Source organism: Dactylosporangium cerinum (genome assembly GCF_042653625.1).
GTDB lineage: Bacteria > Actinomycetota > Actinomycetes > Mycobacteriales > Micromonosporaceae > Dactylosporangium > Dactylosporangium cerinum.
In genome coordinates this window covers 410974-423160 of the sequence record NZ_JBHSIU010000041.1, presented here as the reverse complement: position 1 = coordinate 423160, position 12187 = coordinate 410974, and the positions used below count along the sequence as shown (strand labels likewise).

General features: G+C 73.3%; 10 protein-coding genes. 5 read left to right on the top strand and 5 right to left on the bottom strand.

From position 1 onward, the window contains the following. The first annotated feature begins 47 nt into the window (after positions 1-47). On the top strand, positions 48-2843 hold the full coding sequence (locus ACFPIJ_RS30930) for a putative bifunctional diguanylate cyclase/phosphodiesterase (protein WP_380120118.1): 2796 nt from the start codon (positions 48-50) through the stop codon (positions 2841-2843). Between the two features lie 25 nt (positions 2844-2868). Here ACFPIJ_RS30930 and ACFPIJ_RS30925 read toward each other — a convergent pair whose 3' ends face one another. Beyond that, complete coding sequence (locus tag ACFPIJ_RS30925) at positions 2869-3510, bottom strand: response regulator (protein WP_380120116.1); 642 nt, start codon at positions 3508-3510, stop codon at positions 2869-2871. Further along, positions 3507-4664, bottom strand: a complete 1158-nt coding sequence (locus ACFPIJ_RS30920) for a sensor histidine kinase (RefSeq protein WP_380120114.1) — start codon at positions 4662-4664, stop codon at positions 3507-3509. Before ACFPIJ_RS30920 ends, ACFPIJ_RS30925 begins: the two co-directional genes overlap by 4 nt. A gap of 135 nt (positions 4665-4799) precedes the next feature. Between ACFPIJ_RS30920 and ACFPIJ_RS30915 the strand changes: the two genes are divergently transcribed. After that, entirely contained in the window at positions 4800-5234 is a 435-nt protein-coding gene (locus ACFPIJ_RS30915; protein ID WP_380120112.1) for a hypothetical protein, read from the top strand. A 187-nt stretch (positions 5235-5421) separates the two neighbouring features. Next, on the top strand, positions 5422-6639 hold the full coding sequence (locus ACFPIJ_RS30910) for a ricin-type beta-trefoil lectin domain protein (protein WP_380120110.1): 1218 nt from the start codon (positions 5422-5424) through the stop codon (positions 6637-6639). A 52-nt stretch (positions 6640-6691) separates the two neighbouring features. Here the strand turns inward: ACFPIJ_RS30910 and ACFPIJ_RS30905 are convergent, their stop codons facing one another. Continuing rightward, positions 6692-7222, bottom strand: coding sequence for a P-loop nucleotide/nucleoside kinase family protein (locus ACFPIJ_RS30905; protein WP_380120108.1), 531 nt, complete (start codon positions 7220-7222; stop codon positions 6692-6694). 221 nt (positions 7223-7443) lie between these two features. On the opposite strand from ACFPIJ_RS30905, the gene ACFPIJ_RS30900 reads away from it, so the two are divergent. Together ACFPIJ_RS30900 and ACFPIJ_RS30895 are read left to right on the top strand one after the other, a co-directional pair. Continuing rightward, a complete protein-coding gene (locus ACFPIJ_RS30900; RefSeq protein WP_380120106.1) occupies positions 7444-8154 on the top strand; it encodes a ribonuclease HII in 711 nt (236 codons plus the stop codon). Between the two features lie 29 nt (positions 8155-8183). Further along, complete coding sequence (locus ACFPIJ_RS30895) at positions 8184-9101, top strand: DUF3500 domain-containing protein (protein WP_380120104.1); 918 nt, start codon at positions 8184-8186, stop codon at positions 9099-9101. On the opposite strand, the gene ACFPIJ_RS30890 is transcribed toward ACFPIJ_RS30895, so the two are convergent. After that, positions 9095-10540 carry a family 43 glycosylhydrolase gene (locus ACFPIJ_RS30890; RefSeq protein WP_380120102.1) on the bottom strand — a complete coding sequence of 482 codons (1446 nt, stop codon included), beginning with the start codon at positions 10538-10540 and terminating at the stop codon, positions 9095-9097. The two genes, ACFPIJ_RS30895 and ACFPIJ_RS30890, sit on opposite strands and share 7 nt — an antisense overlap. A gap of 45 nt (positions 10541-10585) precedes the next feature. After that, on the bottom strand, positions 10586-12016 hold the full coding sequence (locus ACFPIJ_RS30885; protein ID WP_380120100.1) for a protein adenylyltransferase SelO: 1431 nt from the start codon (positions 12014-12016) through the stop codon (positions 10586-10588). Positions 12017-12187: the final 171 nt, after the last annotated feature.

The window sequence follows — 12187 nt, the reverse complement described above, 5'->3', positions numbered from 1 at the left end:
GGTGCCTCGGCAGGCGGACGACGCTCAGGTCCCGCGGGGAGCGGTCGATGAGCAGTCCGGACGAGCACGCAGAGGACGGGCTGCAGATGACGGGAACCGGACGGCCGCGATCGGCGGCGCGTCTGCGTGACGCCGTGTTCGGGCCCTCGCACGCCGACGTGATCGCCCAGGTCGTGATCGTCCTGATCGCCTGGGGCTGGTTCGCGCTCAACGTGCGCGGCCCGATCGGGCCCTCCGCGCTCGGCTGGGTGCCCAACCTGTGCTCCGCGGCGCTGGCCGGCGCCGCGCTCTGGACGGTCGGCGCCGACGCCCGGGTCAACCGGGCCGCCGCCCGGTTCTGGCGGCTCATGGGCGCCGGCACGCTGCTCGTCGGCGTCGGCTCGGTGGTGCGGGGCATCCAGGCGATCGGCGACCCGGGCGGGCGCATCGGCGCGGTGGACGGCGCGGTCTTCCTCGTCGCGGTGCTGCTGGAGGGCTGGGCGCTGCTGCGGCTGCCGCTGGGCCTGGACAGCCGGCCGCGCCGGGTGACGTTCCTGCTCGACGCCTGCACAGTGGTGGCGGCCGGCGGGCTGTTCCTGTGGCAGTTCTGGCTGCGCCCGTCCCTCGAGCAGGACGGCGGCAACCGCACCGCGTTCTTCACCGGCCTGGTCACCCTGGTCGTGTCGCTGCTGGCGCTGTTCGCCATCGTCAAGGTCGTGCTCACCGGCGGGTCCACCGTCGACCGGGCCGCGCTGCGGTGGTTCGGCCTCGCCATCATCGTCGGTGCGCTCGCGTCCGCGCCGGAGGCGTTTCTGCCACCCGGCGCGCCCAGCCCGAGCCAGCTGGCCGTGCCGCTCAGCTGCCTGTTCGCGGTGTTCGCGGCCCGCTGCGAGCGGCGCGACCGGCCCGCTCCGGACGCCGCGGTCGTGCAGGGCCGCCGCCGTTCGTTCAGCGTCCTGCCCTACGTCGCGGTCGGCGCCGGCAACCTGCTGCTGCTGTTCGTCATGACCTCCGACAACCCCGGCGAGCGGCTCGGCGTCGCCGTCGGCGTGGTGATTCTCGCCGTGCTCGTCGTCGTCCGGCAGATGCTCACGTTCCAGGAGAACACCCGGCTGGTCGCCCGGCTCGACGCCGGCATGGTCGAGCTCGGCGACCGGGAGCGGCGGTTCCGGTCGCTGGTGCAGAACGCCTCGGACCTCATCACCGTCACCGACGCCGACGGCATTCTCACCTACGTCAGCCCCGGCGCGACCCGGTTCCTCGGGCTCCCGGCCGAGCAGTGGCCGGGCCGGGCCGCCGCCGACATGATCTACGTCGACGACGCGGAGGAGGTCTTCGCCGCGTACGAACGGGTCATCCGCGAACCGGGCGCGCCGGTGGTGTTCCAGGCCCGGCTGGCGCACGTCGACGGCAGCTGGCGGTGGGCCGAGATCACCATGGCCAACCTCCTGCACGACCCCGGGGTGGCCGGCATCGTCTGCAACTCCCGCGACGTCACCGACGCCCGCGACTTCCAGCAGCGCCTCAGCCATCAGGCCAGCCACGACGCGCTCACCGACCTCGCCAACCGCAGCCTCTTCGGCGAGCGCGTCTCCGAGGCGCTCGCCGCCGGCCCGCCGGAGCGGCTGCGGGTGCTGCTCATCGACCTCAACGAGTTCAAGACCGTCAACGACACCCTCGGCCACGCCGTCGGCGACGCGCTGCTGGTCGCCGCCGCGGACCGGCTCCGCGGCGCGGTGCGGCGCGGCGACATCGTCGCCCGGCTCGGCGGCGACGAGTTCGCGGTCCTGCTGGAGCACGCCGACGACGCCGCCGCGCTCACGGTCATCGGCCGGATCGCGGCCGCGTTCGAGCAGCCCGTCGACGTCGACGGGCACCGGCTGCGGCTCGCCGCGAGCATCGGCGTGGCGCTCGGCACCGTCGCCGCGACCCCGCAGGAGCTGCTGCGCCGCGCGGACGTCGCGATGTACGCGGCGAAGGCCGACCGCGACGGTCCCCGCATCCGCCACGTCGACTACGCGGCGCCGCTGGACGTGCCGGTCCGTGCCCGGGCCACCCTGGAACGGGACCTGCGCACCGGCATCGACGAGGGACAGTTCTCCGTCGTGTACCAGCCGATCGTCGCCCTGGACGGCGTGCGCCTCGACGCCGGTGGCGTGCCGGCGATGGTCGAGGCCCTCGTGCGCTGGGAGCACCCCGGCCGCGGCACGGTCCCGCCGGCCGACTTCATCCCGGTCGCCGAGTCCACCGGCCTCATCGTGCCGCTCGGCCGGTGGATCCTGGAGCAGACCTGCCGGCAGGCCGTGACGTGGCACCACGCGTACGGCGCCGCCGCGCCCCGCCTGAGCGTCAACGTCTCGGCCCGGCAGCTGCAGGAGGCCGACTTCGCCGCCGACGTGGACCGCGTCCTCACCGCCACCGGTCTCGCCCCGCAGCGGCTCACCGTCGAGATCACCGAGACGGCGACACTGCACCCGAGCTGCGTCCAGTCGGTGCACGCGCTGCGGGCGCTCGGCGTGCGCATCTCCCTCGACGACTTCGGCACCGGGCACTCCAGCCTCAGCACCCTGCAGACCTGCCCCGTCGACGAGATCAAGCTCGACCGCGCGTTCACCGGCACGTGCACGGCGCCGGATGGCCGCACCGTCGCCGCCGCGGTGATCCAGATGGCCCGGGCGCTACGGCTCACGGCCGTCGCGGAGGGCATCGAGACCCAGGCGCAGGCACAACGGCTGCGCGAGCTCGGCTACCCGCACGGGCAGGGCGACCACTTCGCCCGGCCCCAGCCCCCGGAGCGGATCGAGGCGCTGCTCGCGGCGGGCCACCTGGTGCGCGCCGAGCAGCCGGGGCTTGCCACACGATGACCGGCCGAGACGCTGCGCCGGCCGGTCATGACCCGGCGAGGTCGTGGCGGAAGGCGTAGGCGACGGCCTGGGCCCGGTCGCGGGCGCCGATCTTCACGAACAGGTGGTTGATGTGGCTCTTCACCGTCGCCTCGCTGACCGTCAGGCGGGCGGCGATCTCGGTGTTGGACAGGCCCCGGGCCATCAGCGACAGCACCTCGGCCTCCCGCGGCGTGAGACCGTCCGGGAACTCCGGCCGCGGCGCCGGCGCACCCGCGATGGCGTTGACGAGATGCCGCTGCACGGCCGGGTCGATGACCGCGTGGTCGTCGAGGACCTGGCGCAACGCCGCATGGATCTGCTCGCCGCTGGCGTCCTTGGTCAGGTAGCCGCGGGCGCCGGCCCGGAACGCGTCCAGCACCGATCTGTCGTCGGAATACGTGGTCAGCACCACCACCTTGACCTCGGGTGCCTCGGTGCACAGGCGACGGGTGGCCTCGATCCCGTCGCACCGCGGCATGCGCAGGTCCATGAGCACGACATCCGGCCGCACGGCGTGCACCAGCGCGACCGCCTCGGCGCCGTCGGCGGCCGCACCAACCACCTCGACGCCCTTCATCAGCCCGAGCACCATGCTCAGCCCCTCGCGGACCACCCGCTGGTCGTCGGCGATGACCACCCGGATCATGCCGGCACCGCCAGCACGACCCGGAACCCCTGGCCGGTCGCGCCCGCGGTGAGCGTCCCGCCGAGCAGCTCGGCCCGTTCCCGCATCCCGGTCAGCCCGTAACCGTCCGTCTCGTCAGGGATCACGGGCCGCTCAGCGGCGAAGTCCTCGACGATCAGGCGGGTCGCCGTCGATTCGTAGGCGAGGCGCAGCGAGACCCGCGTCGGCGATGCGTGCTTGATCACGTTGGTCAGCGCCTCCTGCGCCACCCGGTAGAGCGCCAGCCGTGCCTGCGACCCCAGCGGGTGCGGCTCCCCGGTCATCGCGAAGTCGCACGGCACCGCCTGGTCGCGGGTGAACTGCTCGGCCAGCTCGGCCAGCCGGTCCGGGCCGGGCAGCTCGTCGTCGCGCAGCAGGCCGATGGCCCGGCGAGCCTCCTGCAGGCCGGCCCGGGCGAGGTGGTGGGCGCGGTCGACGACGACCGGCAGGCGCGGGTCGGCCGGGTCCTCGGCGATCAGCATGCGGGCGCCCTCCAGCTGCAGCGACAGCCCCGACAGCGAGTGGGCGAGGACATCATGCATCTCCCGGGCCAGCCGCTGCCGCTCGGCCAGCACGGCCGCCTCGGCCAGCGCCGCCTGGCCGGCCTGCAGCTCGGCGAGCAGGCGCTTGGTCTCGCGCTGCGCCTCGGCCAGCCGGAACGCCAGATACAGCGATCCGAACAGGACGGCGAACCCGGCGAGCACGGCGAGGAAGCCGAAGTCCTGCCCGGCGATCGTAGCCACCGCCTCGAGCAGCACGAATGCCGTGATCAACACCGGGACGGCCACCCGCACGGACATCAGCCCGGTCGCCGCGCACAGCACCGCGACCAGCACCGCCACCGAACCCGGACCGCCCGGTTGCACCGCCACCAGCGTCACCGAGCTGACCAGCATCGCCCCGACGAAGGCCACGTGCGGCGGCCTGATCGGCAGTGTGGCGGTCGCGTTGCGGCCGAACACCCCGACGACGAACCCGGCGGTGGCCAGCACGACGGCCAGCCGGCTGCCGGTCGGCCCGAAGCCGGGCTCGGTGGTGGCGGCGGCCCACACGAACCACGCCAGCATCAGTGGCGTCAGCAACTGCATCCACCGGATGACCCGCAGGCGGGTCAGCGCGGGCTCCTCGGTCTGCACCCCTAGAACCTAGAACGATCTCGCTCCGGCGGCATCGGCACCCGGTTGGAGGCGCGTCTGCACCCCCGGGTGGAGACGCGACTTCGATCCGCGCGCCGATGCCGCACCCCGGCCCCGAAACGCAGGCTGGGCGGCATGAAAAACGACCATCTGCCCACCGTTGTCAAGCTGCTGGCCGCGTTCCTGGTGATCAGCGTGGCCACCGTCGTCGCCGTGGTGGTGATGCGCCACGACCCCGCGCTCGTCACCACGGCCGTCTGGGTCCGCACGCCGCTGGTCGCGGCCAGCGCGGCGGTGCTCCTGCTGCTCGCCCGCCGCGCCGCCGCCGGCCACCGCGGCTCGTTCCGCCGGCTCCGCATCATCTCGATGGTGGTGCTGGCCGCGATCGTCGCTGTCGTCGCCTGGCCGGGCGCGTTCCCGCTCTGGCTGCGCGTCGAGCAGGCCGTGTGCGGCGTCTTCATGCTCAGCGTCGTGGTCCGCACGAACCTCCGGGTGGTCCGGTCGTCCATGGAGGCGGGTGCGGGGGAGTCGGCGACCACCCCGGCCGCCCGGCACGCATCCAGGTCTTAGTTCAAGTCCCGTATTGACGCGATTGCCCTGCTGGCATAGCCTGCGGTGGATCTGTTAAGCAACTTCACAGATCGATCGCCCTGCCGTCCCCACCCGGCCGGCAGGAGAGGTTCCCGCCCGCCACGGGCCCCGCCCTCATCACCCGATGCGGTCCATGGCGGGTACTTTCGCCCAGGAGGGACCCGAATTGCGCAATCTCAAGACCCTGGCTGCCGCCGTGGTGGCCGCCACGGCCATCGCGGCCGGCGTGGTCGTCACGGCCGGCCAGGACACCGCGGAAGCCGCGGTGGTCTGGGCCGAGGAGTTCAACGGCGCCGCCAGGCAGGGCGTCGACACCGCGCGGTGGAACTTCGACACCGGCGGCGGTGGCTTCGGCAACCAGGAACTCCAGTACTACAACAGCGGCACCAGCAACGTGTACCAGGACGGCCAGGGCAACCTGGTGATCGAGGCGCGCCGGGAGAGCGGTGGCCGGAGCTGCTGGTACGGCACCTGCCAGTGGACGTCCGGCCGGATCCAGACCGCCGGGAAGTTCACCCAGCAGTACGGGCACATCGAAGCCCGGGCGCAGGTGCCGAAGGGCACCGGACTCTGGCCGGCGTTCTGGATGCTCGGCGGCGGCAACTGGCCCACCGACGGCGAGATCGACATCCTGGAGAACGTCGGACGCGACCCGAACACGATCTACGGCACGCTGCACGGTCCGGGCTACTCCGGCGGCAACGCGGTCGGCGGCACCCGCAACCTGGGCCAGCCCGTCGGCGACGCGTTCCACGTGTTCGCGATCGACTGGTCGCCGAACCTGATCGTCTGGACGGTCGACGGTTCGGAGTACTTCCGGGCCACCCCGGCCAGCCTCCGCGGCAACCGGTGGGTCTACGACCACCCGTTCTTCATCATCCTCAACCTGGCCGTCGGCGGGAACTTCCCCGGCAGCCCGAGCGGTAGCACCCCGTCGGTCAACCGGTTCCTGATCGACTACGTGCGGGTCAGCACGTCGGGCACGCCGCCGCCGACCGGCGGGACCAACGCGCTGCGCGGCACCGGCAGCGGCCGCTGCGTCGACATCCCCGGCGCCAACGCGGCGGACGGGGCCCGGCTCCAGATCTGGGACTGCAACGGCTCCGGCGCGCAACAGTGGACGATCGGCTCGGACGGCACCATCCGTGCGCTCGGCAAGTGCATGGACGCCGCCTCGGCCGGCACCGCCAACGGCACGCCGATCCAGCTGTGGACGTGCAACGGCACCAACGCGCAACGGTTCACCGTCACCGCCTCCGGCGACATCGTCAACGTCGGCGCCAACAGGTGCGTCGACGTGGTCGGGCGCGGCACCGCCAACGGTTCGCAACTGCAGCTGTGGGACTGCTCCGGCGGCTCCAACCAGAAGTGGACCCGGGTCTGACCTGTGATCCCGCGGGCCTTGCGTCGCCACTGACGCAAGGCCCGCGGCGGCCTCAACGGGTCACCAGTGAGGGCCACCGGTCCACGGCCCACGCCGGCCAGCTGGACCAGTCCGGCGGCGGTGCGGGGACCACGCCGCCGCGCAGTTCGGCGGCCTCGGGCACCTGGAACTGCTTGCGCCACTGGGTGATGTCGGCGTCGGTCATCGGAAACGTCGTGTGCGGCGCGGTGGCCTGGCGGTGGGCGATCCGGGCGCGCTGGACGTCCTCGTCGACCGGCAGGTAGACCACCCGGCAGGAGGCCCCGGCCGAGGCCGCGAGCCAGCGCAGCGCCGACCGTTCGTCGCGGCCCCAGAGCCCGAAGTCGAGCACGACGGAGGTGCCCAGCCGCAGCGTCCGCAGGGCCGTCGAGATGAGCAGCCCTTCCAGGAGGTCGCGCTTGCGCCCGGCGGTCGACTCGCCGAAGAGCGGGATCATCCACTCGTCCGGCGTCAGCCGCAGCGCAGGCTGTGTCGTGGCGAGCTCTCGGGCCCGGGTGGTCTTCCCGGCGCCGGGGAGCCCGACCATCAGGAAAAGGTGTGCCATTGGGGTTGCTCCCATGATCCGGCAGGACGAGCCGGCGTGGGACTGCCGGCAGGACACTGAGCCGGCGGTGCGGGCAGGTGACCGCGAAACCGCCGCTAAGCGGCGCGGATGTTCATGGCAGCGAAGCAACCCATGCGGCCACCATAGCCGACCTGGCGGTGTGGGCATCTGGTTGACTGGGGCATCGCCGTTTCCGGACCGCCGCACGAGGGAGCCCGACCTTGCCCGCACCAACGCCACGAGCCCCGCGCAGCACCCGGAAGGTCACGCCGACGCTGGACGTGGAGACCGAGTTGTGGGGGCGGGGGCACCTGACCGTCGCCGGGATGGACGAGGTCGGCCGGGGTGCGTGGGCCGGGCCGATCGCCGTGGGGATCGCGGTCCTCGCGCAGGACGCCCCGCCGGTGCCGGACGGGCTCGCCGACTCGAAGTTCCTGTCCGAGGCGCAGCGGGAGCGGATGGTGCCCGTCGTGCGGGACTGGGTGGGGCACTGGGCGATCGGTGAGGCGACCGTGGAGGAGATCGACCGGCTCGGGGTCACCGCGGCGCTGCGGACCGCGGGCTGGCGGGCCCTCGCGGCACTGCCGCAGCACCCGGACGTGATCATCCTGGACGGCGCGCACGACTACCTCAGCGACCCGATGGAGGAGACGCTGTTCTGCCCGGAGCGCAGCATCCCGCCGGTCCGCACCGAGGTCAAGGGCGACGCGCGGTGCGCCGTCGTCGCCGCGGCGTCGATCCTGGCGAAGTCGCACCGGGACCTGCACATGGCCGCGCTCGCCGGGCAGTTCCCGCAGTACGGCTGGGAGCGCAACGCCGGCTACGGGGGCGCCGCCGAGCACCTCGACGGGGTCGCCGCGCACGGGCTGAGCGTGCACCACCGCCGCTCGTGGCGGGTCGACGCGGCGCTGACCGCCGGGACGGCGGGATGACAACCGCAGCGGTTCGCCGGGACGGCGGGATGACGACGACGGCGGCGGCGATGCGGGCCGCGGCGGCCGCGCTCCTGGGCCTGGCGCCCGCGGTGGGGCTGCCGTTCTCCGCCGACGCGCACCGCCGCCGGATCGAATACCGGCCGCGGTCCCGGCCCGGGGTGAGCCTCGGCGCCCTGGACCCTGACGGCCGCAAGGCCGCGCACCGGCTCCTGGCCACCGCGCTGCGCCCGCACGCGTTCGCGCAGGCGACCGTGATCCTCGCCCTCGAGGAGGTGCTCGACCGCGAGGAGGGGTACCGGCGCGGCCGGCACAGCAACGACTACAGCGTCGTCGTGTTCGGCACCCCGGCGGTGGGGGAGCGGTGGGGCTGGCGGTTCGAGGGCCACCACCTGTCGGTGTCGATGACCCTCGACGGCGACGCGGTCTCCCCGACGCCGGTGTTCCTCGGCGCCAACCCCCTCGCCACCTGGTATCGCGGCCGGCCGGTGGTGCGCCCGCTCGGGCCGGAGGAGGACCTCGGCTGGGCGGTCCTCGACGCGGTCCCGAAACAGCTGCTGCCGCGGGTCGTGCTGGACCCGGCGGCGCCGCCGGACATCCACAGCGGACCGATGGCGGTGGTCCCGCCGATCCGGCCCGGGATCGCGGCGGTGGAGCTGCCCGACCCGGCCCGGCGCCTCCTGGACGACCTCCTCGCGGTGTATCTCGACCGGCTGCCGGCCGACATCGCGCCCGCCGTGGACCGCGACGCCCTGTCGTTCGCGTGGGAGGGCGCCACCGAGCGCACCGGCCGGCACTACTACCGGGTGCAGGGCCCGGACCTGCTCGTCGAGTACGACAACACCGCCGCCGACCTGAACCACGCCCACACCGTGCTGCGCCGCCCCGATTCCGACTTCGGCGGCGACGTCCTGGCCGCCCACCGGGCCGGCTGGCCCGGTCAGTAGACGAACGGCCAGCCCGCCGCGTCCCAGCCGAGGCGGTTGATGCCCAGGAACGACGCGCCGCTGTCGGCGTAGTAGTGGTAGACGAGCACGTCGCCGTCGGTGTCGGCGATGACCGCCTGATGGCCGGGCCCGTGGATCGAGCCGTGGCCGGCGAGGATCTGGGTGCCGCCGCCGGCGGTCATGGCGGTGCCGTTGCGGTCGGTGAACGGGCCGGTCACGCTCGCGGACCGGCCGACCATGACCCGGTAGGTGCTGGCGGCGCCCTGGCAGCACACGTCGAAGGAGACGAACAGGTAGTAGGCGCCGGCATGCTGGTAGACGAAGGGTGCTTCGATGGCGCCGTTTGCATTGGTACGGGTAGCGAGTCCCCGCACGATTGTGTCTCCCGTGGCACGCCGGCCGGTGGCCGGATCGAGCCGGATCAGTTTGATCCCGCTCCAGAACGAGCCGAAGGTCAGCCACCACTGCCCGGCGCCGTCCACGACGAGGTTCGGGTCGATGGCGTTGTAGTTGACGGCGGTGCTGCTCTCGATGACGAGCCCCTGGTTGGTCCACGAGCCGGACGCCCCGGTCGGGCTGGTGGCCAGGAAGATCGCGGACCGTTGGGACCCGAACGTCGACGCCGAGTAGTACAGGTAGTACCGGCCGTCGTGGTAGGAGATGTCGGGCGCCCACAGGTTGGCGCCGCCGCCGGTGTAGGCCGTGGTCCAGGGCGCCCCGCCAGGCCAGACGGTGCCCGCGTTGCGCCAGGCGGTGCGGTCCGTCGACGTCTTCAGTGACAGGTTGTTGCCGGTGGCGGCGAGCAGGTAGGTGCCGGTGGGCGTCTTCACCGCCGACGGGTCGTGCGCGCCGGTGTCACCGGTGACGGTGCCCGGGTTCGGATACGCGGCCGGCGGCGTCGGGGTGGTCGGGACCCTGACGAGCTGCCACTGCTGGTTGGTGCCGCCGGTGCCGGTGTACTGCGAGACCCGCGCGCCGTCGGCGGTGGAGGCCTGCCAGACGTCCAGGGCCTTGCCGCTGTTGCGGTTGATCAGCTGGACGTAGCCGCCGGCGGTGTCCACGACGGACCACTGCTGGTTGGTGCCGCCGTTGGCCGCCCACTGCACGACGTCGGCACCGTCCACGGTGGACCGTCCGGACACGTCCAGGACCTTGCCGCTGTGCCGGGCGCGGAGCCGGTAGTAGCCGCCGCCGGCGTCGACGAACTGGAACTGCTGGCTCGTGGCGGACGAGCCGGTCTGCTGGACGATCGCGGCACCGTCCGATGTGGACCCACCGGCGACCGCGAGGGCCTTGCCGCTGTGCCGGGCGGTGAGCTGGTAGTAGGCGGCCGGGTCGATCGTCGCCGCGCCGGCGGGTGGCAGCGCGACGACGGCGGCGCCGGCGGCGACGGCCGTGGCGGCGGCCAGTCCGAGCCAGATCCTGCGGGCGGTGGTCACGCCACGATTGTTAGCGCTCTCATCGGTTCAGGTCAATGACTGGCCTCAGGTCCCGCAGAACGTCTGGTACCCGCCGAACTCCTCCGGTGCCGCGGTGGTGAAACTTTCCAGACCCGGGCGCACCGTGTAGGGATCGCTCACGGCGTCGACCAGGCGGGTGAGCGGTGCCAGGTCGCCCTCGACCGCGGCGGACAGGGCCTCCTCGACCAGGTGGTTGCGCGGGATGTAGAGCGGGTTGACGCGGTCCATGGCATCGGCGTCCGGCTCGAGCGCCAGCCAGCGTGCGACCCAGGCGCTGCCGAGGGGGCCGGGCAGCAGCTCGCGGATCGGCGCGTCGTCGCCGCGGGCCGCCGTGGCCAGGGCGCGGTAGGTCGACGTGTGGTCGGCCCGGCCGGTCTGCTGCAGCGTGAGCAGCTCCTCGACCAGCGCCGGGTGGTGGTCGCGCAGGCCGAGTTTCGTGCGCATGCCGTCCGACCAGGCTTCGTCGTACCGCCGCCGAAACGACTGCAAAGCAGCTGTCGCGAGCTCGACGGCCCGATCCTGGTCGTCGTCGATGAGCGGCAGCAGCGTCTCGGCGAGCCGGGCCAGGTTCCACTCCGCGACCAGGGGCTGGTTGCCGTACGCATACCGCCCGCCGTGGTCGATGGAGCTGTAGACGGTGGCCGGGTCGTAGGCGTCCATGAAGGCGCACGGCCCGTAGTCGATGGTCTCGCCCGAGATGGTCATGTTGTCGGTGTTCATGACCCCGTGCACGAACCCGGCCAGCATCCACTGCGCGATGAGCCGGGCCTGGGCGGCGACGACCGCCTCGAACAGCGCCAGATACGGCCGCTCGGCACCGGCCGCGGCGGGATGGTGCCGGGCGATCGCGTGGTCGGCGAGCCGCCGCAGCAGCCCTTCGTCGCCGGTGACGGTGGCGTACTGGAAGCTGCCGACCCGCAGGTGGCTGCTCGCGACCCGGGCGAGCACGGCGCCGGGCAGCAGCCGCTCGCGGCGCACCTGCCGGCCGGTCGCCACGACGGCCAGGGCGCGGGTCGTCGGGATGTGCAGCGCGTGCATGGCCCGGCTGACGACGTATTCGCGCAGCATCGGCCCGACCGCGGCCAGACCGTCCCCGCCGCGCGCGAACGGGGTCCGCCCGGAGCCCTTCAGGTGCAGGTCGCGGACCCGTTGCTCGGTGTCGACGAGCTCGCCGAGCAGCAGCGCCCGCCCGTCGCCGAGCCGCGGGACGAACCCGCCGAACTGGTGCCCGGCGTAGGCCTGCGCCACCGGGGCGGCGCCCTCGGGGACGTTGCCGCCGACGAGCAGCCGCACCCCGTCGGGCCCGCGCAGCCACGCGGGGTCGAGCCCCAGCTCGACCGCCAGGTCGTCGTCGAGCGCGAGCAGCCGCGGCTCGGCGACGTCCTCGGCCTTCCAGGGCACCGCCATCTCGGCGAGGTCCCGGGCGAAGCGGCTGTCGAGGGTCACGATGCTCACCCGGTCGAGAGTACGTTCTCCACGGGCCCGACCGCTTTGCTGCGGGTCCGGACCGCTTGCTGCGCGGGCTCGGGCGGCTTTTGTGCGGATTCGGGCGCATCTTCGCGGGCCCGATCGCTTTGCTGCGCGACCTCGGGCGGCTTTTGTATTGATTTGTGGTGTATCTCCGCG

Coding starts and splice junctions, on each gene's coding strand:
- ACFPIJ_RS30930 (WP_380120118.1), top strand. CDS start 48: ATGAGCAGTCCGGACGAGCACGCAGAGGACGGGCTGCAGATGACGGGA.
- ACFPIJ_RS30925 (WP_380120116.1), bottom strand. CDS start 3,510: ATGATCCGGGTGGTCATCGCCGACGACCAGCGGGTGGTCCGCGAGGGG.
- ACFPIJ_RS30915 (WP_380120112.1), top strand. CDS start 4,800: ATGAAAAACGACCATCTGCCCACCGTTGTCAAGCTGCTGGCCGCGTTC.
- ACFPIJ_RS30905 (WP_380120108.1), bottom strand. CDS start 7,222: ATGGCACACCTTTTCCTGATGGTCGGGCTCCCCGGCGCCGGGAAGACC.
- ACFPIJ_RS30895 (WP_380120104.1), top strand. CDS start 8,184: ATGACGACGACGGCGGCGGCGATGCGGGCCGCGGCGGCCGCGCTCCTG.